The organism is Segeticoccus sp. (assembly GCF_035708005.1).
In genome coordinates this window covers 15,782-36,732 of the sequence record NZ_DASSTI010000041.1, presented here as the reverse complement: position 1 = coordinate 36,732, position 20,951 = coordinate 15,782, and the positions used below count along the sequence as shown (strand labels likewise).

Below are 20,951 nucleotides of genomic sequence, written 5' to 3'. Positions count from 1 at the left end.
GCTGCATGAGTGAGGACGTCGCCACCGGCTCGGCGGCCTCGCACGCCTCGAGCCGGGTGCGCGCCCGCCTCGCCCGCCTCGGCGGTGGGTCCCGGACGGCCACGACGCCGGTGCTCGAACCGCTCCTGCGCACTGTCCGCGCCACCCACCCGAAGGCCGACCTGGCACTGATCGAGCGGGCCTACGCGGTCGCCGAGAAGGCGCACCGTGGGCAGCGCCGCAAGAGCGGCGACCCCTACATCACCCACCCGCTCGCCGTGACCACGATCTTGGCCGAACTGGGCATGACCCCGCCCACCCTGGCCGCGGCGCTGCTGCACGACACGGTGGAGGACACGGCATACAGCCTCGAGCAGCTGACCGAGGACTTCGGCGAGGAGATCGCCATGCTGGTCGACGGGGTCACCAAGCTGGACAAGGTGACCTACGGCGACGCGGCCCAGGCCGAGACCGTGCGCAAGATGGTCGTGGCGATGGCCCGCGACATCCGGGTGCTGGTGATCAAGCTCGCCGACCGGCTGCACAACGCCCGCACATGGCGGTTCGTCTCCAAGGAGTCGGCCCAGCGCAAGGCCGAGGAGACCCTCGAGATCTACGCCCCGCTGGCGCACCGGCTGGGCATGAACACCATCAAGTGGGAGCTCGAGGACCTGTCGTTCGCCACCCTGCATCCCAAGGTGTATGACGAGATCGTCCGGTTGGTTGCCGAGCGGGCGCCCGCCCGCGAGGAGTACCTCGCCGGGGTGCGCGAGCAGGTCAGCGCCGACCTGCGGTCCGCCAAGATCAAGGCGGTCGTGACCGGCCGGCCCAAGCACTACTACTCCGTCTACCAGAAGATGCGCGTGCGCGGGCGCGACTTCGAGGACATCTACGACCTGGTCGGCGTGCGCGTCCTGGTCGACTCGGTGCGCGACTGCTACGCGGTGCTCGGTGCCCTGCACGCGCGGTGGAACCCCCTGCCGGGGCGGTTCAAGGACTACATCGCGATGCCGAAGTTCAACATGTACCAGTCGTTGCACACGACGGTCATCGGCCCCGAGGGCAAGCCGGTCGAGATCCAGATCCGCACCCACCAGATGCACCGCCGTGCCGAGTACGGCGTCGCCGCGCACTGGAAGTACAAGGAGGACGCCCCGGGGGCATCCGTGCCGGCCGAGGGCAAGGGCAAGGGGGAGCCGGCCGACGGCGGCACCGGACCGATCAACGACATGGGCTGGCTGCGCCAGCTGCTGGAGTGGCAGCGCGAGACGGCCGACCCGGGGGAGTTCCTCGAGTCGCTGCGCTTCGAGATCAACGCCCGCGAGGTCTACGTCTTCACCCCGCAGGGTGCGGTGATGGGCCTGCCCGCCGGGTCGACGCCGGTCGACTTCGCCTACGCGGTGCACACCGAGGTGGGTCATCACTGCATCGGGGGCCGGGTCAACGGCCGGCTCGTGCCGCTGGAGAGCGAGCTGCAGAACGGCGACGTCGTCGAGATCCTCACCTCCAAGGCCGACGGGGCCGGTCCGAGCCGCGACTGGCTCACCTTCGTCAAGAGCCCGCGGGCGCGCAACAAGATCCGGCAGTGGTTCTCCAAGGAGCGGCGCGAGGAGGCGATCGAGACCGGCAAGGAGCAGATCGCCAAGGCCATGCGCAAGCAGGGCCTCCCGCTGCAGCGCCTCATGTCGGTGGAGTCGCTCACCGCGCTCGCGGGGGAGTTGCGCTACAACGGCATCGACGCGCTCTATGCCGCGGTCGGTGAGGGACATGTCTCGGCCCAGCACATCGTCGGCCGACTGGTCAGCTCGCTCGGTGGCGAGGAGGGCACCAGCGAGGACCTGGCCGAGGCGACCACGCCGCGGGCGCTGCGGCGCCGGGCGAAGGATCCCGGGGTCACGGTCGTGGGCACCGATGACGTGTGGGTCAAGCTCGCGCGGTGCTGTACCCCGGTGCCCGGGGACCCGATCATCGGTTTCGTCACCACGGGCAGCGGCGTCTCGGTGCACCGAGCCGACTGCAGCAACGTCGAACAGCTCTCCGAGCAGCCCGAGCGCCTGATCGAGGTCGCCTGGGCGCCCTCGTCGGGGTCGGTGTTCCTCGTGCAGCTGCAGGTCGAGGCGCTCGACCGCAGCCGGCTGCTCTCCGACGTCACCCGGGTGCTGTCCGACCAGCACGTCAACATCCTGTCCGCCAGCGTCCACACGTCCCGCGACCGGGTGGCCCTCTCGCGGTTCACCTTCGAGATGGGCGATCCGGGTCACCTCGACCACGTCATCAAGGCCGTCCGCAAGATCGACGGTGTCTTCGACGTCTACCGCATCACCGGCGGCAAGAACTCCCACCGGCATCCCCAGCCACAGCGCGCCGGCTGACGACCGGGGCGCTCATGCGGGGGAGAGGAAGGCCGCGAGCGCGCCGGCATACATGGACTGGTCCGCAGCGCCTGCGAGCTCGCGCGCGGAGTGCATCGACAGCATGGGGGCACCGAAGTCCACGGTGGTCGCGCCGGTCAGGGCCGCGGTCATCGGACCGACCGTCGAGCCGCACGGCAGGTCCGAGCGCACGACGAACTTCTGCACCGGCACACCGGCCTGCTCACACGCTGCGACGAACGCGGCCGCCCCGACCGCGTCGGTGGCGTAGCGCAGCTTGGTGTTGACCTTGAGCACGGGGCCGCCGTTCATCGCGATCTGGTGCTGCGGCTCGTGCCGGTCGGCGTAGTTGGGGTGCGTGGCGTGGGCCATGTCGCCGGAGGCGATGACGGTGCCGGCGAGGGCCCGCAGGTACTCCTCCCGGCCACCGCCGAGGGTGCCCACGATCCGCTCGAGGGCGACGGGCAGCAGCGTGGAGAAGGCCCCCCGCTCGGACATGCTGCCCACCTCCTCGTGGTCGAAGAGCACGAGCACCTGGGTGGACGGGCGCGCCGGCGCCTCCTCGACCGCGGTGGCGAGGGCACGCACGCCGGCGTAGCTGGTGGCCAGGTTGTCCAGCCGCGGGGCGGCGACCAGGTCGCGGTGCCGCCCGAGCAGGCGGGCTGGCGTGAGGTCGTGGGTCATCAGGTCCCAGCCGAGGACGTCGCCGGGCGCGGACCCGACCTGCTCGGCCAGCCAGCCGGTGAAGTCGCCGGGGCCGGTGCCGACGCCCCAGATGGGGGAGAGGTGCTGCTGGGCGTTGAGCTTGACCCCCTCGGTGTTGACGTCACGGTCCAGGTGGATGGCGAGCTGGGCCACCCGGAGGACCGGGTCATCGACCTTGACCAGCCGCGTCTCCGGGACCGTGCCGCCGGTTCCGCGGACCGCGACGCGGCCGGACACGCCGAGGTCGCGATCCAGCCACGAGGACAGCAGCGGCCCGCCGTAGACCTCGACGCCCAGCAGCTGCCAGCCCGCCCGCGACAGGTCCGGTTGCGGCTTGATCCGCAGGTTGGGACTGTCGGTGTGCGCCCCGACCACCCGGAACGGCGTCGCCGGCCCGTCGGCGTGCTCGGTGCTCCAGGCGACGAGTGATCCGCCCCGGATGAGGTAGTACCGGCCCGGTTCGGACGGCCACGCCGCCGTCTCGGCCACCGCGGTGAAGCCGTGCCCCTCCAGCAGCCGAGCCGCCTCGGCGCAGGCGTGGAACGGCGAGGGCGAGGCATCGATGTAGGAGCACAGTCCCTGGGCGGCGGTGTCGATGGTGGTCGGCATGGGGCGACTCTTCCAGATGGGACAAGCCCCATAATCGGGGGATGCCGGCAGCGGACGACCTCGGAAAGAGCTCGCCGCCGGCCCACGACCGCCATCCCCGGGTGAGTGACCTGAGCGCACCGGTCTGGGTGCGCCAGCTGCTCCGGCCCCGCCCCGCGCCCATCCCGTGGGGACGGGCCGTCCGCACGTCCTTGGCCGTGGTCGGCCCGGTCTCCACCGGTATGGCGACCGGTCACCTCGCGCCCGGCCTGATCGGCTCGATGGGGGCGCTGGCGGCCTCCCTGACCGACCGGGGCGGCCCCTACCGGCAGCGCGCCATCCGCGTCGCCACGGTCGCCGCCTCCGGGGCCGTCGGGTTCCTGCTCGGCAGCCTGGTCTTCGGCCACGACATCCTGGCCATCGTCCTCGTCGTGGGCGCCGCGCTGGTCTCCGGGCTGGTGTCCGTGCTCGGCAACGTCGCCTCGGTGGCCTCGCTGCAGTTCGTCATCTACACCGTCGTCGCCTCCGGCATCAGCTTCGGCGCCGGCCCGGTCTGGCTGCCGCCGCTGCTCTACCTCGGCGGGGCGGGGTGGGAGCTGCTGCTCTCGCTGTCCACCGGCCTGGGCCGGGTGAGCGCACCGGAGCGGGCCAGCGTGGCCAAGGTCTACGCCACCCTCAGCCGGATGCTCGCGGCCGTGGGGACCAGCTCGGTGGAGCTCCAACGGCAGGCGCTCACCGCCGCCCTCAACGAGGCCTACGACGCGGTGATCGTGGCCCGGTCGCGCTCCGGTGGGCACGACGACCAGTTCCGCCGGCTGCTGGCGCTGCTCAACGAGGCCACCCCCGTCGTGGAGGCCGCACTCGGCCTCGTCCGCCGCGGCCGCCCCGTGCCGGCCGCCGTGCTGAGGGCCCTGGACGCGACCGCCGAAGCGGTCCAGCACCGCGGCGACCCCCCGGAGGTCCCCTCTCCGGACGGCCAGTCCGGAGACCTGGCCGCCCTGCTCAGCGGCCTGGGCTCGGTCGAAACCCTGCTCGCCGGGAGGCAGCCGGGGGACCCGCCTCAGCAGCTCGTCGAGCGGGCCACCGTCCGGGAGCGGCTCAGCTCCGCCTGGGACGCGCTCAGCAGCGGCCCGGTCACCCTCCTGACCACCCTGCGGCTGACCCTGTGCATGGGGGTGGCCGAGGTCGTCATGCGCACCCTGCCCCTGCAACGGCCCTACTGGGTGGCCCTGACCGTCGCGGTCGCCCTCAAACCGGACTTCGGCTCGGTGTTCGCGCGGGCCGTCCAGCGCGGGCTCGGGACGGTGGTCGGTGTCCTGATCGGGACCCTGGTCATCGTCTTCGTGCCGTTCGGCCCCTGGATCCTCGTCGCGATGGCGGTCTTCGCCTTCCTCATGCCGGTTGCCATCGTGCGCAACTACGGGCTCTTCGCGACCCTCCTGACCCCGGTGATCGTGCTGCTGATCGACCTGATCCATCGGGGCAACGAGCAGCTGGTGGTCTACCGGCTGATCGACACCCTGCTCGGCAGCGCGATCGTGCTCGTCGTCGGCTACCTGCCCTGGCCGGACAGCTGGCGCTCGCGGACCCGCATCGCCGAACGGTTCGCGGACGCCTCCGACGACGTGCTCGCCTACCTGCGTGTCGCCCTCGGCCCGGACCACTCGGCCCGTTCGCCCCTGCGGCGGCACACCTATCGCCGGCTGTCCGACCTGCGGACCGTCTTCCAGCAGGCGCTCGCCGAGCCGCCGCCCGTGAGCACGTGGGCCGCCGCGTGGTGGCCCGCCATCGTCGCGCTCGAGCGGCTGACCGACGCGGTCACCGCCCTCGTCGTCCACACCGAACGCGGTGGCCCCACGCCGTCGGCCGAGGGGGTGCATGAGGTCCTCGACGCCATGGAGGACCTGCGGGCCGCGGCCCGCGAGCAGCGCGAACCGCGCCGCCTGCCGCTGCCCGACGAGGAACCCCTCAAGGGCATCGTCGCCGAGCTGCACACAGCCCGCGGGGTGTTGTCCGGTCCCCGGTCGGAGCCGCAGTAGCCGCAGCGGGAGCCGCAGCCGACCGGCGTCAGCTGCCGAACTCCTCCACGCCGGCCCGGGCCTGCGCGAGCCACTGCTCACGTGCCTCGAGGGCGGCGCGCGCATCGGCGATCTTGCGCTCGTCGCCACCGGCCTCGGCCCTCGCCAGGTCGTCGCGCAGGCCGGCGACGGCGCTCTCCAGCTGGTCGACCAACGACTGCGCCCGCGCCGCGGCCTCGGGATTAGTGCTGTGCCAACGCTTCTCGTCGGCCTCGCGGACCACCTGCTCGATCCGCCGCATCGCCTTCTCGACTCGCTCGATGTCCTTGCGCGGCACCTTCCCCGCCGCATCCCACCGGTCCTGTATGCCGCGCAGCTTCGCCTTGGCGGCGTCCAGGTCGGTCACCGGCAGGATCGCCTCGGCCTCCGTGAGCAGCTCCTCCTTGACCGCCAGGTTGGCCTCGAACTCCTGCTGCTGTTGGGCGTTGACCTCGTCCTTGGCGGTGAAGAAGCTGTCCTGGGCGGCCTTGAACCGCGCCCAGAGTGCGTCGTCGTCCCCGCGGGAGGCGCGCCCGGCGGCGCGCCACCGGTCCATGAGCTTCTTGTAGGCCGTCGCCGTCGGCCCCCAGTCCTTGCTCGCCGCCAGGGCCTCCGCCTCCTTGACGAGCCGCTCCTTGGTCGCCTTCGCCTCGGCCTGCTGACCCTCCAGCTCGGAGAACCAGGAGCGACGGGCCTTGTCGAACCCGTTGCGGGCGGCGCTGAACCGTTGCCAGAGGGCGTTCTCGGTGGGCTTGTCCAACCGGGCCCCGGAGCGCTGGTGGGCCTTCCACTCATCCAGCAGCGCGCGCATCCGGGCTCCGCTGGCCTTCCACTGCACCCTCTCAGCCGGCTGGGCGGCGATCCGCTCCGCCTCGGCGACGATCTCCTCGCGCCGGGCGAGGCTCTCCGCTCGGGCCGCCGCGCGCTGCTCCTCCTCCACCTTGCGCCGCTCGCCGACGGCCTCCTCGATGCGGCGGACCTTGTCCGCGAGGGCATCGAGGTCGCCGACCACCGCCGGCTCCGCGGTGTGCTGGCGCAGGCTCTTCAACGCGGCTTGGGCCTCCTGGGCGGGCAGGTCGGTCTGGGTCACGCGCTGCAGGAGGAGCTCCACGGTCGCGTCGAGGTCGTCATACTTGCGGGCGAAGAAGGCCAGGGCCTCCTCGTCGGTCGCACCGGGGTAGGAGCCGACGGAGCGTTCCCCGTCGCCGGTGCGCACGAAGACCGTGCCGTCCTCGGCGACCCGGCCGAACTGCCGGCCGTCGGTCGCGGGCCGCACCGGTGCGATCGGCGTGGTCGGTCGGGCTGCGGGGGCCGGCACCACACCTTCCCGCTGACGAGCCGGCATCGCGGCCGGGCTGGGCCGCGGCGGTGTCTGCTCGGGCCGCTCGTCGGGGTGCTCGGACACGGATCAGCCTTTCTGCTGGGCTTGCTGGACGCTCACGGACAGGATGCTGATGGGCTGGGCGGGGGCCCCGTCGCCGGGCCGCGGCGCGTCCTTGGCGACTCCAGCCTTGGCGATGGTGCGCACGATGTCCATCCCCCCGGTGACCTTGCCGAAGATGCTGTAGCCGCCGCCGGCAGTGGGCAGCTTCGTGTCGCGGTAGACGATGAAGAACTGCCCACCGTTGCTGTTCGGGTCCATCGACCGCGCCATCGCGAGCGTCCCCGGCGGGTAGTCACCGTCAGCGGGGGCGTTCTCGATCCCGAAGCCGTAGCCGGGGGTGCCCGTCCCGGTGCCGGTCGGGTCACCACACTGCAGGACGTAGATCCCCTCGGTCGTGAGCCGGTGGCAGGGGCTGTCCTTCCAGTAGTCGGCCCGAGCGAGGTGGAGGAAGGAGGACACGGTCTGTGGGGCCTTGTCGCCGTAGAGCTGGACCGTGATCTTCCCGCAGTTGGTCTGCAGCGTGGCGGTCCAGGTCGTGTGCTGGGCGTCGGACGGCGGTGGCGCCGACGCGAAGCTCTTCGCCGCGGTCGGCGTCTGCGGCGGGGGAGTGCAGCCGTTGGCGTTGGCCTGCGCGCTACCGCCACAGGCCCCGAGCGCCATCGTCGCCCCCACGACGGCGGCAGCCAGCCCCACACGCGCGGCTCGGGCACGCGCGGCGCGGGCGTGGCTCATCGGTGCGGCTCCTGGGGACGGGTTGGTGCAGGCATGGCCACGAGGCAGTCTAGGCAGAACGCCGCGCGCTGACAGGGTCCCGAGGTCACGAGCCGGTCACGGAGGGACAGCCAGCGGCGACGTCGCAGGAGCCGCGAAAGGGGCCAGCGGCGACGTCGCAGGAGCCGCGAGAGGGCTCCGTTAGGCTCGCTGCGTGTTCGCGCTCGGATTCCCGGCTGCCGCCTTCGGCACCAACTGCTACGTGCTTGCTCCGGCGCCGGGGCAGGAGTGCGTGGTGGTCGACCCGGGGATCGGGGTGGAGGAGCAGCTGGCGGAGGTGCTCGCCGAGCACGGGCTGAAGCCGGTGGCCGTGCTGCTCACCCACGGTCACATCGACCATGTGTATGCCGTCACGCCCGTGTGCGGCGGAACGCTCGCGGCCTACCTGCACGCGGACGACCGCTACCGCCTGAAGGACCCGCTGGGCACCCTGGACCCCGGACTGGTGAACATGCTGGAGCAGCAGTTCGGCCGGACCGCCACGTGGCGGGAGCCGGACGACGTCGTCGACCTCCACGATGGTGATCAGGTGGCGCTGGCCGGACTGGACTTCCACGTCAAGCACGCGCCCGGGCACACCGAGGGGTCGGTGCTGTTCGAGCTCGGCCAGGTGCCGGACACGCTCACCCAGAGCCCGGAGACCGAGGGGCTGGACCGGACGACGCTGAGCGGCGACGTGCTGTTCGCCGGCTCCATCGGGCGCACCGACCTGCCGGGCGGCGACGACGCGGCCATGCGCCGCTCGCTTCGCGAGGTCGTCCTGCCGATGCCCGACAGCACCTTGGTGCTGCCCGGTCACGGACCGGCCACGACCATGCGGCGCGAGCGCACGACCAACCCCTACCTGCAAGGACTGGACGACCAAGGACGGCCCCACGCATGAGCAGCGGCAAGGTGACGCCGATCAGCGGCTTCCCCGAGTTCCTCCCCGCCGAGCGGATCATCGAGCAGCACGTCCTCGACACCATCCGCGAGACCTTCGAGCTGCACGGGTTCGACTCCATCGAGACCCGCGCGGTGGAGCCCATCGAGCGGCTCTCGGACCAGGGCGAGGACGCCGACAAGGAGATCTACGCGATCCACCGACTCGCGGAGGACCTCCAGGGCGAGGCCGCGGCCACGTCCCACGAGGCCCGGCTGGGCCTCCACTTCGACCTGACCGTGCCATTCGCCCGCTACGTGCTCGAGAACTCCGGCAAGCTGCAGTTCCCGTTCCGGCGCTACCAGATCCAGCGGGTCTGGCGGGGCGAGCGCCCACAGGCCGGCCGCTACCGCGAGTTCACCCAGGCCGACATCGACATCGTCGACGTGGGGGAGCTGCCGTTCCACTACGAGGTCGAGGTGCCACTGGTGGTGGCCGACGCCTTCAGCCGGCTGCCGGTCGGCCCCTTCCGGATCCAGGTCAACAACCGCAAGATCCCCGAGGGGCTCTACCGCGGGCTCGGCCTGGACGACGTCAAGACGGTGCTGCGCATCGTCGACAAGCTGGACAAGGTCGGCCCCGACGCCATCCGCGAGATGCTCGTCGATGCCGGCGCCACCAAGGAGCAGGCCAACACCTGCCTGGCGCTGGCCGAGATCCGCACGCCGGACACCTCCTTCGCCGACCGGGTGCGCGACCTGGGCGTGTCCCACCCGACGTTGGAGCAGGGGCTGGCCGAGCTCACCGCGGTCGTCGACGGCGCCGCGCAGCTCGCGCCGGGGCTGCTCGTGGCCGACCTGCGGGTCGCCCGCGGGCTGGACTACTACACCGGCACCGTCTACGAGACGCAGCTGCTCGGCGCCGAGGACTTCGGTTCCATCTGCTCGGGGGGCCGCTACGACGCGCTCGCCAGCGACGGCAAGCGCACCTACCCGGGCGTCGGCATCTCGATCGGCGTCTCCCGCCTGCTCGGCAAGCTCATCGCGGACGGGGCCGTCACCACCTCCCGACCGACGCCGACGGCCGTGCTCGTGGCAGTGATGGACGAGGAGCACCGCACCGAGAGCATGCGGATCGCCGCGGCGCTGCGGGCGCGTGGCCTGGCCAGCCTGGTGTCACCGACCGCCGCCAAGCTCGGCAAGCAGATCCGCTTCGCCGAGCGCCGCGGCATCCCGTTCGTGTGGTTCCCCGGCGGCGAGGAGGCCGACCAGGTCAAGGACATCCGCAGCGGCGAGCAGGTGGCCGCGGATGCCGGCCAGTGGACGCCGGCGGACCCGGCGGACCTGCGCCCGGTCGTGCGCGCGGCGGCCGCTCAGGCGTCGGAGGGCACGCGCGAGGACTGAGCGGAGGCCGCCCCCGGGCGGGGCTGCTCCCGGTCCCCCAGTTTGGCGTGCAGGGGCGCGAACACGTCGAGGCCGATCAGGACGACGAACATCGCGGCGCCGAGCAGCCACCCGGCGAGCACGTCGGTGAACCAGTGGTAGCTCAGGCCGAGCGTGCCGGCCCCGGACATGGCTCCGCTGAGGACGACGAGCCAGCGGCGCACCCGCACGCCCAGCCACCGTTGCAGCGCGGGCCAGGCCAGCACCAGCAGCTCGAGCGCCAGCCCCATGAGGAGGATCGAGTTGACCACGTGCCCGGAGGGGTAGGTGGTGCCCCCGGCGAAGACACTGTCGTGCCCGGGCTGCAGCGGTTTGGTGCGCCCGGTGACGATCTTGACGGCCGGCACGAGGATGCCGAGCGAGGCGCCGACGCAGAAGCTGATCACCATCGGCCGGACCGACCGCGTCCGCCAGCTCGCGACGAGGGTGACGATCCCCAGAGCCGGCAGCAGGAGGTACTCGTTGCCGACCTCGCCGATGATCTTCGAGGCCCACCAGCGGAAGTTGTGGTCGTCGTGCAGCAACAGCTTGCCGTAGAGGACGTGGTCGAAGTGACGCAGTGGGCCGTGGAGGAACAGGACGTCCACGGTGACGTAGCAGAAGCCCAGGAGCAGCAACGCGCATGCGGCTTTGTGTGACCGGCTCAGTGCTCGTCCTCTTCCTGCTCGTGCCCCGTCCTCTTGACACCGACAGTACCCTCCGCGCCCGGGTGAGGGCATTTCGGCCGGTGCGGGCACCTCCCGCGGCCCTACACTCCGGTGACGTGAGGATCGGTGTTCCGCGGGAGGTCAAGCCGGGGGAGTTCCGGGTGGCGATCACCCCGGCCGGAGTCCACGAGCTCGTGACGGCCGGCCACCAGGTGGTCGTGGAGTCCGGCGCCGGCTCCGGATCGGCGATCGCCGACGAGGACTACGCGGCCGCCGGCGCCCGGGTGCGGGGCAACGCCAACGAGGTGTGGGCGGACGCCGAGCTGGTGCTCAAGGTCAAGGAGCCGGTCCCGGAGGAGTACGACCGGATGCGGGCCGGTCAGGTGCTGTTCACCTACCTGCACCTCGCCGCCGACGAGCGGCTCACCCGTGAGCTCGTCGACCGCGGGGTGACCGCGATCGCCTACGAGACGGTCGAGCTGGCCGACCGCAGCCTGCCCCTGCTCGCGCCGATGAGCGAGGTCGCCGGCCGGCTGGCCCCGCAGGTGGGCGCCGCGGCGCTGATGCGGGCGGGCGGCGGCCGGGGGATCCTGCTCGGCGGGGTCTCCGGCGTCTATGCCGCCAAGGTCGTCGTCCTCGGCGCCGGGGTCTCGGGGATGAACGCCGCCGCCATCGCCCTCGGGATGCAGGCCGAGGTGCTGCTGCTCGACAAGGACATCGCCAAGCTGCGGCACGCCGACGCGATCTACCAGGGGCACCTGCAGACGGTCGCCTCCAACGCCTACGAGGTGGACCGGGCCATCGCCGACGCCGACCTGGTGATCGGTGCCGTCCTCGTTCCGGGCGCCCGCGCGCCGCGCCTGGTCAGCAACGAGCAGGTGTCCCGGATGCGCCCCGGCAGTGTGCTCGTCGACATCGCCATCGACCAGGGCGGCTGCTTCGAGGACTCCCGGCCCACCACCCACGCCGACCCGACCTACCGGGTCCACGACTGCGTCTTCTACTGCGTCGCGAACATGCCCGGAGCGGTGCCGCACACCTCCACCTACGCGCTCACCAACGTGACCCTGCCGTATGCCGTGGAGCTCGCCTCCCGCGGCTGGCGGGAGGCGCTGCGCGCCGACGAGGCCCTGGCCCGCGGGCTGAACGTGCACGACGGGGCCGTGGTCTACCCGCCGGTCGCTGAGGCCCACGGGATGGATCAGGTCAGCCTGGCCGACGCCCTGTCCTGAGCACCCCCAGGTCGGCGAGCTCCAGGTCGGCCAGGGCCCGCACCACCCCCGGCTCGCCGCGCCTCCAGTCCCCCGCGGGGTCCGCGCTGACCGCGCGGAGCCGGTCCACCGGTTGGCGGGCCAGCGCCCGCAGCGCGAACAGCTCCGGTCCCGCTCCCGCGGCGAGCTCCCGCTGTGCCGTCCGGGAGCGCAGCGCGAACCGCAGTCGCAGCGACAGCCAGGGCAGCAGGACCAGCAGGATCGGCACCACGGCGGTCAGCAACGCGAGCACCAGCGCCAGCCGGCCCACCCCGTCGGACAGCCCGTGCCCGGCCTGGGCCAGCGACCCGCCGCTCGCGGCCGCCTTGTCCAGCGCGGGCCCGAGCTGGTCGCCGACCACCGGTAGCCGGCCGAGCGCGTGGCCGGTGCGGCTCATGCCGTCGTGGAACTCGGTGCCGGCGTGCAGCAGTTGGTCGGCGGGTCCACGCAACGTCACCACCGCCGCGTGGACCCACCAGCCGAGCAGGCACCAGAGCACCACCCAGGCGAGTACGAGCAGGTCGGCACCCAGCTGGCGGACACGACGGGCGGGTGTGACGGCATACAGGCTCATGTCGACCATGATGGGCGGGTCATGGCGACGACGGAGACGACCACGCGGGCGCGGCGCGCGACCACCCCGATGGACGTGGCGATCAGTGGCTGGCTCGACCACCTGCGGGTGGAGCGGGGCGCCTCGGCGCACACCCTCGCCGCCTACCGGCGCGACCTGCGCCGCTACCGGGAGTTCCTGGCCGCACGAGGAGTCCGCGACCCCGACCGGGTTGGCGAGCGCGACGTCACCGACTTCCTGGCCTCCCTGCGCGAAGGGGGCGACGGCCATCCGCCCCTCGCCACCTCCTCGGCGACCCGCACCCTCGTTGCGGCGCGCGGCCTGCACCGCTTCCTCGTGCGCGAGGGGGTGACCACCACTGACCCGGCCGGGGGCGTCGCCCCCGCGCGCGGCGCCCGACGGCTGCCCAAGGCGATCAGCGTCGACCAGGTCGAGCGGCTGCTGCAGGCCGCCTCGGTCGGGGACACGCCCGCCTCGCTGCGCGACCGCGCGCTGCTCGAGCTGCTGTATGCCGTGGGCGCGCGCGTCAGCGAGGCCGTCGGGTTGGACGTCGACGACGTCGATGTCGACGGCGAGCGAGCGGTCCGGCTGCACGGCAAGGGCGACAAGCAGCGGGTGGTGCCGCTCGGTCGCTACGCGCGCGAAGCCGTGGCGGCCTACCTGGTGCGGGCGCGCCCCACCCTGGCAGCCAAGGGGAAGGGCACCTCGGCGCTGTTCCTCAACCAGCGGGGAGGCCGGCTGTCCCGGCAGAGCGCGTGGACCATCATCCAGCAGGCGGCCGAGCGGGCCGGCCTGAGTGCCCACGTCAGCCCGCACACGTTGCGCCACTCGTTCGCGACGCACCTGCTCGACGGCGGCGCCGACGTGCGGGTCGTGCAGGAGCTGCTCGGCCACGCGTCGGTGACCACCACCCAGATCTACACGCTCGTCACGGTGCAGCAGCTGCGCGAGGTGTTCGCACAGGCCCACCCCCGCGCGCGGTAAGTGCCGACGCGCTGCCCTCACCGCGCTGGGCTGTCCACTCGGTGGGCCGCCTTGATGGCCCGTCGACGCCGCGGTTAGGGTCGGACGCGATCGGCGTGAGGCCTGACCGACGTGAGGGAGGCACTGGGAGTGACACAGCCCGTCCGTTCCGAGGTGACGAGTCCGGTCGAGGACACCCCGGACCAGGCCCCCGAGACCCCCCGCTCCGATACTCCGCGCTCCGAGACCCCCCGGTCCGAGACTCCGCGTTCCGGACTCGTCGACGACGAGCCGCGCGCCCACGGCTACGCCCACCTGCCCGGGACCGAGACCGCCGGAGCCGGCCAGCTCGGGCCGACCGGCCGTCCCCTGCCCGACTTCCCCGAGCCGCCCCCGCTGCGCGGCCACGGCCCGGCCCGGGTCATCGCCATGTGCAACCAGAAGGGCGGCGTCGGCAAGACCACCAGCACGATCAACCTCGGGGCGGCGCTCGCCGAGTACGGCCGCAAGGTGCTGCTCGTCGACTTCGACCCGCAGGGGGCCCTCTCGGTCGGCTTGGGCATCCGCACCCACGAGCTCGAGACCACCATCTACAACCTGTTGGTGGAGCGCGGCCACGACATCCGCGACATCGTGCAGCGCACCCGAACCGAGAACCTCGACCTGGTGCCGGCGAACATCGACCTGTCCGCGGCCGAGGTGCAGCTGGTCGGCGAGGTGGCGCGCGAGCAGATCCTCTCCCGGGTGCTGCGTCCGGTCCTGGAGGACTACGACGTCATCCTGATCGACTGCCAGCCCTCCCTCGGCCTGCTGACGGTCAACGCCCTCACCGCTGCGCACGGCGTGATCATCCCGCTCGAGTGCGAGTTCTTCGCGATGCGCGGGGTGGCCCTGCTGATCGACACGATCGACAAGATCACCGACCGGCTCAACCCGGGGCTGCACATGGACGGCATCCTCGCCACGATGTACGACGGCCGGACGCTGCACAGCAAGGAGGTCGTCCGCAGCGTGGTCGACCACTTCGGCGACCAGGTGTTCCACACGGTCATCAGCCGGACCGTGAAGTTCCCGGACGCGACGCTGGCCGCCGAGCCGATCACCTCCTACGCCTCCACGCACGGTGCCGCCGAGGCCTACCGGCAGCTGGCCCGTGAGCTGATCGCCCGCGGCGGGGCGGCCTGAGCCACGTGGACGGGTCCTGACGGGCCATGGCGACCGAACAGCTGCACGCCGTCGAGGACGCCGCCCCCGAGGTGCCCGGTGGCGTTCTGACCCGCCGGGCCGCCTCCGCGCCGTTCGAGGTGCACCTCGACGTCTTCTCCGGGCCGTTCGACCTGCTGCTGGGGCTGATCTCCAAGCACAAGCTGGACATCACCGAGATCGCCTTGGCCAAGGTGACCGACGAGTTCATCGCCCACATCCGCGCCGCGCAGGCGGCCGACAGCGACTGGGACCTGTCGCAGGCCTCGGAGTTCCTGCTCGTGGCCGCCACCCTCCTCGACCTCAAGGCGTCCCGCCTGCTGCCGCAGCTGAGCCCGCAGGACGAGGAGGACCTCGCCCTCATCGAGGCCCGCGACCTGCTGTTCGCCCGCCTGCTGCAGTACCGCGCCTTCAAGCGGGTCGCCGAGGTGTTCGCCGATCGCATGGCCACCGCCGGGCGCATGACGCCGCGCCAGGCCGGGTTGGAGGAGCGCTTCGCCGGGCTGCTGCCGGAGCTGGTCATGGGCGTGACCCCGGACCAGCTGGCGATGATCGCTGCACGGGCTCTCACGCCGAAGCCGGTGCCCACGGTCGGCGTCGACCACCTGCACGCACCGCAGGTCAGCGTCCGGGAGCAGGCGGCCATCGTCGTGGGCCGACTCCGCCGCGAGCGCCGCTGCTCCTTCCGCGACCTGGTCGCGGGAGCCGACGGGACGCTCGTGATCGTCGCCCGCTTCCTCGCGCTGCTCGAGCTCTACCGCGAGGCGGCGATCACCTTCGAGCAGGAGGAGGCGCTCGGCGAGCTCACCGTGCAGTGGACCGGTGAGGACGAGGGCGACGTGCAGGTGGGCGACGAGTTCGACGAGGGCGACGAGACGGCACAGAGCGAGCAGCGAAGCGAGGACGCGTGACAGAGCAGGAGACCGAACAGGCGGTCGAGGAGGCCCCGTCGATCCCGGAGCCGCCGGCCGAGGAGGCCGAGGCCACGGACGAGGAGGCCGAGGAGCGCTTCGACGTCACGAGCGTGCCCGGCGGGGCCCGCAGCGCCATCGAGGCCGTCCTGATGGTGGTCGACGAGCCGGTCGAGGAGGTGGCTCTGGCCTCGGTGCTGGAGCTGCCCGTGGACGAGGTGCGGAGCCACCTGGACGCCCTCGCCCAGGAGTGCGAGCGGGATGAGCGCGGCTTCACGGTGCGGCAGGTGGCCGGCGGCTGGCGGGTCTACAGCAGGGCGGACTACGCGCCGGTGGTCGAGAAGTTCCTCCTCGACGGTCAGCAGGCCAAGCTCACCCAGGCCTCGTTGGAGACCCTCGCGGTCATCGCCTACCGCCAGCCGGTGTCGCGCTCGCGCGTCAGCGCCGTGCGGGGCGTGAACGTCGACGGGGTGGTGCGCACCTTGCTGACCCGCGGCCTGATCGAGGAGGCCGGCCAGGACGAGGAGAGCGGCGCCACCCTCTACGGCACGACCACCTACTTCCTGCAGCGGCTGGGCCTCTCGGACCTGTCCGAGCTGCCGGCCCTCGCGCCGTACCTGCCCGAGCTGGACGCCCTGGACGACCCACCGCACGCCGGTGGTACCCCCATCAACGAGGAGGGAGCTCGATGACCCGCCGCAGCGGGACCCGTGGCGGTGACGCCCCGGTCGACGTGCACGACCCCGACGGGGTGCGCCTGCAGAAGCTGCTCGCGGCCGCCGGGGTCGGCAGCCGCCGCGCCTGCGAACGGCTGATGACCGAGGGGCGGGTGTCGGTCGACGGGCACGTGGTCACCGAGCTCGGGGTGCGGGTGGACCCCACCCGGCAGAGCGTCCACGTGGACGGCACCCGGGTCCAGGTGGACGACACCCGGACCTACCTGGCGTTCAACAAGCCGGCCGGGGTCGTCTCGACGATGAGCGACGATCTGGGCCGCGCGTCCATCGGCGACTACGTCGAGAACCGCCGCGAGCGGCTGTTCCACGTCGGCCGGCTCGACGCCGACACCGAGGGGCTGCTGCTGCTGACCAACGACGGCACCCTCGCGCACCGACTGCAGCACCCGGCATACGGCGTGACCAAGACCTACCTGGCGCAGGTGCCCGGACCCATCCCCAAGGACCTGGGGCGGCGGCTGCGCGCCGGCATCGAGCTGGAGGACGGCCCGGTGCAGGTGGACTCCTTCCGTGTCGTGGACTCCCAACCCGGCCAGGCCCTCGTCGAGGTCGTCCTCCACGAGGGGCGCAAGCACGTCGTGCGCCGGCTGCTCGAGGCCGTCGGCCACCCGGTGCTCCGACTCGTGCGCACCGACGTGGGGCCGGTGCGGCTCGGCGACCTCAAGCCCGGCCGGATGCGCCCGCTGAACCGCCGGGAGGTCTCGGCGCTCTACGAGGCGGCGGGGCTGTGACGGGGGAGGACGGTCGTCGTCCCGCTGTGCGGGCCATCCGTGGCGCCATCCAGCTCGACATGGACGAGCGCGAGCACCTGCTCGCGTCCACCCGTGAGCTGGTGACCACCGTGCTGGAGTCCAACCACCTCGGCCTCGAGGACCTCATCTCCGTCTGGTTCACCGTCACCCCCGACCTGCACAGTGAGTTCCCCGCGGTGGCGGCCCGCGAGCTCGGGATGGGCGACGTGCCGCTGATGTGTACCCAGGAGATGGACGTGACCGGGGCGATGCCGCGGGTCGTGCGGCTCATGGCCCACGTCATGACGCCGCTGGCGCGCGGGGAGATCACCCACGTCTACCTGCGGGGCGCGGCGGCGCTGCGGCGCGACCTGGCCCAGTGAGCGAGCAGCGGGGGGCGCCCGGGGTGGTCCGGGTCATCGGCACCGGCCTGATCGGCGCCAGTCTGGGGCTGGCGCTGGGGCGCCGCGGGGTCGACGTGGTGCTCGAGGACCCCTCGCCGACCGCGGTCGCCCTCGCACGGGACCTCGGCGCCGGCCGGGTCGGCGTGGACGACGACCCACCGCCCGACCTCGTGGTGGTGGCGGCGCCGCCCGACGTCGCCGCGACGGTGGTCGTCGGGGCGCTCACCCGCTGGCCGGACGCGGTGGTCACCGACGTGGCGTCGGTCAAGACGTCCGTGCTCGCCGCGGTCCGGTCGGCCGTCGGCCCACGGCGCAGCGGCCAGCTGGTGCGGTATGTCGGCTCCCACCCCATGGCCGGCCGCGAACGCTCAGGGGCGGTCGCCGCCCAGGCGGACCTCTTCGAGGGACGCAGCTGGGTGGTCTGCCCCGGTCCGCAGGCGGTGCCGGAGGCGACCGAGCTGGTCCGCGCCACCGCCGCCCTCGCCGGCGCGGCGCCCGTGACGATGTCGCCGGAGGAGCACGACCGGGCGGTGGCGGTGGTATCCCACGCGCCCCAGGTCGCCGCCAGCCTGGTGGCCGGGCGGCTCCGGGACCTGCCCGACCCGGCGGTGTCCCTCTCCGGGCAGGGACTCCGCGACGTGACCCGGATCGCCGCGAGCGACCCGCTGCTGTGGACCCAGATCCTCACCGGCAACGCCGACGCCGTCCTGCCGGTCCTCGACGCCCTCGCCGCAGATCTCGAGGAGGTGCGGTCGGCGCTGCGCACGCTGCTCGCCGAGACGGCAGCGCCGCGACAGGAGGCGTCCCGTGACGGTGCGCCCCGTGGTGTGCTCGCCCGGGCGGTGGCCCGGGGCAACGCCGGTCACGCCCGCATCCCGGGCAAGCACGGCGCGGCACCGACCGCGTACGGCTCGGTCGTCGTCCTGGTCCCCGATGAGCCCGGCGCGCTCGGCCGGCTGTTCCAGGACATGGGCGTGGCGGGGATCAACCTGGAGGACCTGCACCTCGAGCACGGGATCGGCCAGCCGGTCGGGCTGGCCGAGCTCGCCGTGCTGCCCTCCGCGGTGGAGCGGCTGCAGCAGGTCCTCACCGACAAGGGCTGGCGGGTCCACCCTCCGGGCTGAGCCCGGTGATGCCACCAGCGGCGGGGCGCACCGCCGGGTGCACGAGCGCCCGTGCTGCGCGGATAGCATCGGCCGGGTGACCGCCTCCCGAACCCCTCTGACCATCGCGATCGACGGCCCCTCGGGCTCGGGCAAGTCCACGGTGTCCCGGGCCGTGGCCACGCGTCTCGGCCTGGCCTACCTCGACACCGGTGCCATGTACCGCGCCCTGACCTGGTGGTGCCTGGAGCAGAAGATCGACCTCGACGACCCCGACGCCGTCGCGGCGGCGGCCCGCGAGCTGCCGCTGCGGATGGGGACCGACCCCGAGGCCCCGTCGGTGCAGGTCGCCGACACCCTCGTCGACGGTCCCATCCGCACCACCGAGATCTCCTCGGTGGTGTCCAGGGTGGCGACCGTGCCGGCGGTGCGGACCGAGCTGTGTGCCCGGCAGCGGGCCATCATGCGGGACGCCGCGGCACACGGGCCGGGTGTGGTCGCCGAGGGCCGGGACATCACCACCGTGGTCGCACCCGACGCCGACGTGCGGATCCTGCTGGTGGCCGACGAGAACGCCCGGCTCGCGCGCCGGGCCCGGGAGCTGCACGGCCACGCCGGCCAGACGGCCGTGGCCGCCACCCGCGACCAGATCACCCGGCGTGACCGGGACGACTCGACGGTCTCGCAGTTCCTGCAGGCCGCGCCGGGGGTGGTCACGGTCGACACCTCCGACCTGGACCTGGACCAGTCGATCGAGGCCGTGCTGAAGGTGGTCGAGAATGCCTGACGTGAGCGAGCACTCAGCGGACGATGCCGGCGGCCACCAGGTCGAGGACGCCGCCGTCGAGCGGGCCCTGCGCGCCGGCCTGGCCGACGTCGAGCTGAGCGAGGAGGACCGGGCCCTCATCGACCGCGGTGACGAGGAGCCGCTGACCGGCGCCGAGGGTGCACCCCTGCCCGTGGTGGCGGTCGTCGGCCGGCCCAACGTCGGCAAGTCCACCCTGGTCAACCGCGTCCTCGGCCGGCGGGAAGCCGTCGTCGAGGACGTCCCGGGCGTGACCCGCGACCGGGTGGCCTACGAGGCCGAGTGGTCCGGGCGCCGGTTCACCCTGCTGGACACCGGCGGCTGGGAGGTCGACGCGGCGGGCATCCACCTGCGGGTCGCCGAGCAGGCCGAGGTCGCGGTCGAGCTCGCCGACGTCGTGCTGTTCGTCGTGGACGCCACCGTGGGCGCCACGGACACCGACGAGGCCGTCGTCAAGCTGCTGCGCCGCGCCGGCAAGCCGGTCGTGCTGGTCGCCAACAAGGTCGACGACGCCCGCTCCGAGGCCGACGCCGCCATGCTGTGGTCCCTCGGCCTCGGCCAGCCGTGGCCGGTCTCGGCGTTGCACGGCCGGGGGAGCGGGGACGTGCTCGACGCGGTGCTCGAGGTGCTCCCGGAGCACTCGGCGACCGGTGGCCTCGGTGGGACCGGCGGACCGCGGCGGGTCGCCCTGCTCGGCCGGCCCAACGTCGGCAAGTCCAGCCTGCTCAACCGGCTCGCCGGCAGTGACCGGGTCGTCGTCGACGAGGTCGCGGGCACCACCCGGGACCCGGTCGACGAGCTGGTCGAGCTCGGCGGGCGCACCTGGTGCTTCGTCGACACGGCCGGCATCCGGCGCCGCGTGCACCAGACCCGCGGGGCGGACTTCTATGCCTCCCTGCGCACCCAGACGGCCCTGGAGAAGGCCGAGGTCGCGGTCGTGCTCGTCGACGCCGGCACGCCCATCACCGAGCAGGACGTACGCGTCATCCAGCAGGTCATCGACGCCGGCCGGGCGCTCGTCATCGCCTACAACAAGTGGGACCTCACCGACGAGGAGCGCCGCTACTACCTCGAGCGGGAGATCGAGAAGGACCTGGTGCAGGTCCCGTGGGCCCCTCGCGTGAACCTGTCCGCGCGCACGGGCCGGCACGTCGACCGGCTGGTGCCCGCGCTCGAGACCGCCCTGGAGTCGTGGGACAGCCGCATCCCCACCGGCCGCCTCAACGCCTTCCTCGGTGAGGTCGTGGCCGCCCACCCGCACCCGGTCCGCGGCGGCAAGCAGCCGCGCATCCTCTTCGCGACGCAGGCCTCGACCCGCCCGCCGCGCTTCGTCGTGTTCGCCAGCGGCTTCCTCGAGGCCGGCTACCGGCGCTTCCTGGAGCGGCGGCTGCGGGAGGAGTTCGGCTTCGCCGGCACGCCCATCGAGCTGTCCGTGCGGGTGCGCGAGAAGCGGCGGCGCTGAC

19 protein-coding genes are annotated in these 20,951 nt (G+C 72.9%); 14 read left to right on the top strand and 5 right to left on the bottom strand.

What is annotated here, in order from left to right; translation table 11 throughout:
• Positions 1-5 precede the first annotated feature (5 nt).
• Positions 6-2,351 (top strand): RelA/SpoT family protein, encoded by a 2,346-nt coding sequence (locus VFL99_RS04880; RefSeq protein WP_325105208.1) that lies wholly within the window; start codon positions 6-8, stop codon positions 2,349-2,351.
• A 12-nt stretch (positions 2,352-2,363) separates the two neighbouring features.
• On the opposite strand, the gene VFL99_RS04875 is transcribed toward VFL99_RS04880, so the two are convergent.
• Positions 2,364-3,665: a M18 family aminopeptidase gene (locus VFL99_RS04875; RefSeq protein WP_325105207.1), complete on the bottom strand. Its 1,302-nt coding sequence runs from the start codon at positions 3,663-3,665 to the stop codon at positions 2,364-2,366.
• A gap of 101 nt (positions 3,666-3,766) precedes the next feature.
• Here VFL99_RS04875 and VFL99_RS04870 point away from each other — a divergent pair, with 101 nt between their 5' ends.
• The gene (locus tag VFL99_RS04870; RefSeq protein WP_325105206.1) at positions 3,767-5,683 is read left to right on the top strand and encodes an FUSC family protein; all 1,917 of its coding nucleotides are present in this window, start codon (positions 3,767-3,769) and stop codon (positions 5,681-5,683) included.
• A 28-nt stretch (positions 5,684-5,711) separates the two neighbouring features.
• On the opposite strand, the gene VFL99_RS04865 is transcribed toward VFL99_RS04870, so the two are convergent.
• Together VFL99_RS04865 and VFL99_RS04860 are read right to left on the bottom strand one after the other, a co-directional pair.
• The gene (locus VFL99_RS04865) at positions 5,712-7,106 is read right to left on the bottom strand and encodes a DUF349 domain-containing protein (RefSeq protein ID WP_325105205.1); all 1,395 of its coding nucleotides are present in this window, start codon (positions 7,104-7,106) and stop codon (positions 5,712-5,714) included.
• A 3-nt stretch (positions 7,107-7,109) separates the two neighbouring features.
• Entirely contained in the window at positions 7,110-7,817 is a 708-nt protein-coding gene (locus tag VFL99_RS04860; RefSeq protein ID WP_325105204.1) for a peptidylprolyl isomerase, read from the bottom strand.
• Positions 7,818-8,010: 193 nt separating this feature from the next.
• Here VFL99_RS04860 and VFL99_RS04855 point away from each other — a divergent pair, with 193 nt between their 5' ends.
• Both VFL99_RS04855 and hisS read left to right on the top strand, forming a co-directional pair.
• Complete coding sequence (locus VFL99_RS04855; protein ID WP_325105203.1) at positions 8,011-8,739, top strand: MBL fold metallo-hydrolase; 729 nt, start codon at positions 8,011-8,013, stop codon at positions 8,737-8,739.
• Positions 8,736-10,121 (top strand): histidine--tRNA ligase, encoded by a 1,386-nt coding sequence (gene hisS / locus VFL99_RS04850; RefSeq protein WP_325105202.1) that lies wholly within the window; start codon positions 8,736-8,738, stop codon positions 10,119-10,121. The genes VFL99_RS04855 and hisS overlap by 4 nt, the downstream gene beginning before the upstream one ends.
• Here the strand turns inward: hisS and VFL99_RS04845 are convergent.
• Positions 10,091-10,777, bottom strand: coding sequence for a phosphatase PAP2 family protein (locus VFL99_RS04845; protein WP_325105201.1), 687 nt, complete (start codon positions 10,775-10,777; stop codon positions 10,091-10,093). The two genes, hisS and VFL99_RS04845, sit on opposite strands and share 31 nt — an antisense overlap.
• Before the next feature lie 146 nt (positions 10,778-10,923).
• On the opposite strand from VFL99_RS04845, the gene ald reads away from it, so the two are divergent.
• Complete coding sequence (ald, locus tag VFL99_RS04840; protein WP_325105200.1) at positions 10,924-12,039, top strand: alanine dehydrogenase; 1,116 nt, start codon at positions 10,924-10,926, stop codon at positions 12,037-12,039.
• Here the strand turns inward: ald and VFL99_RS04835 are convergent.
• A complete protein-coding gene (locus VFL99_RS04835; RefSeq protein WP_325105199.1) occupies positions 12,014-12,631 on the bottom strand; it encodes a hypothetical protein in 618 nt (205 codons plus the stop codon). The two genes, ald and VFL99_RS04835, sit on opposite strands and share 26 nt — an antisense overlap.
• Positions 12,632-12,652: 21 nt before the next feature.
• On the opposite strand from VFL99_RS04835, the gene xerD reads away from it, so the two are divergent.
• From xerD to der, 9 genes are all read left to right on the top strand, one after another.
• Entirely contained in the window at positions 12,653-13,615 is a 963-nt protein-coding gene (xerD, locus tag VFL99_RS04830; RefSeq protein WP_325105198.1) for a site-specific tyrosine recombinase XerD, read from the top strand.
• 294 nt (positions 13,616-13,909) lie between these two features.
• A complete protein-coding gene (locus VFL99_RS04825) occupies positions 13,910-14,779 on the top strand; it encodes a ParA family protein (protein ID WP_325105220.1) in 870 nt (289 codons plus the stop codon).
• A 26-nt stretch (positions 14,780-14,805) separates the two neighbouring features.
• Positions 14,806-15,708, top strand: a complete 903-nt coding sequence (locus VFL99_RS04820; RefSeq protein WP_325105197.1) for a segregation and condensation protein A — start codon at positions 14,806-14,808, stop codon at positions 15,706-15,708.
• A complete protein-coding gene (gene scpB / locus VFL99_RS04815; RefSeq protein ID WP_414713717.1) occupies positions 15,705-16,400 on the top strand; it encodes an SMC-Scp complex subunit ScpB in 696 nt (231 codons plus the stop codon). Before VFL99_RS04820 ends, scpB begins: the two co-directional genes overlap by 4 nt.
• Positions 16,397-17,176, top strand: coding sequence for a pseudouridine synthase (locus VFL99_RS04810; RefSeq protein WP_325105196.1), 780 nt, complete (start codon positions 16,397-16,399; stop codon positions 17,174-17,176). Before scpB ends, VFL99_RS04810 begins: the two co-directional genes overlap by 4 nt.
• Before the next feature lie 26 nt (positions 17,177-17,202).
• Entirely contained in the window at positions 17,203-17,559 is a 357-nt protein-coding gene (gene aroH / locus VFL99_RS04805) for a chorismate mutase (protein ID WP_325105195.1), read from the top strand.
• Positions 17,556-18,704, top strand: coding sequence for a prephenate dehydrogenase (locus VFL99_RS04800; protein ID WP_325105194.1), 1,149 nt, complete (start codon positions 17,556-17,558; stop codon positions 18,702-18,704). Before aroH ends, VFL99_RS04800 begins: the two co-directional genes overlap by 4 nt.
• A gap of 76 nt (positions 18,705-18,780) precedes the next feature.
• On the top strand, positions 18,781-19,470 hold the full coding sequence (gene cmk, locus VFL99_RS04795) for a (d)CMP kinase (RefSeq protein ID WP_325105193.1): 690 nt from the start codon (positions 18,781-18,783) through the stop codon (positions 19,468-19,470).
• On the top strand, positions 19,463-20,950 hold the full coding sequence (gene der / locus VFL99_RS04790; RefSeq protein ID WP_414713716.1) for a ribosome biogenesis GTPase Der: 1,488 nt from the start codon (positions 19,463-19,465) through the stop codon (positions 20,948-20,950). The genes cmk and der overlap by 8 nt, the downstream gene beginning before the upstream one ends.
• The last annotated feature ends 1 nt before the right edge of the window (position 20,951 follow it).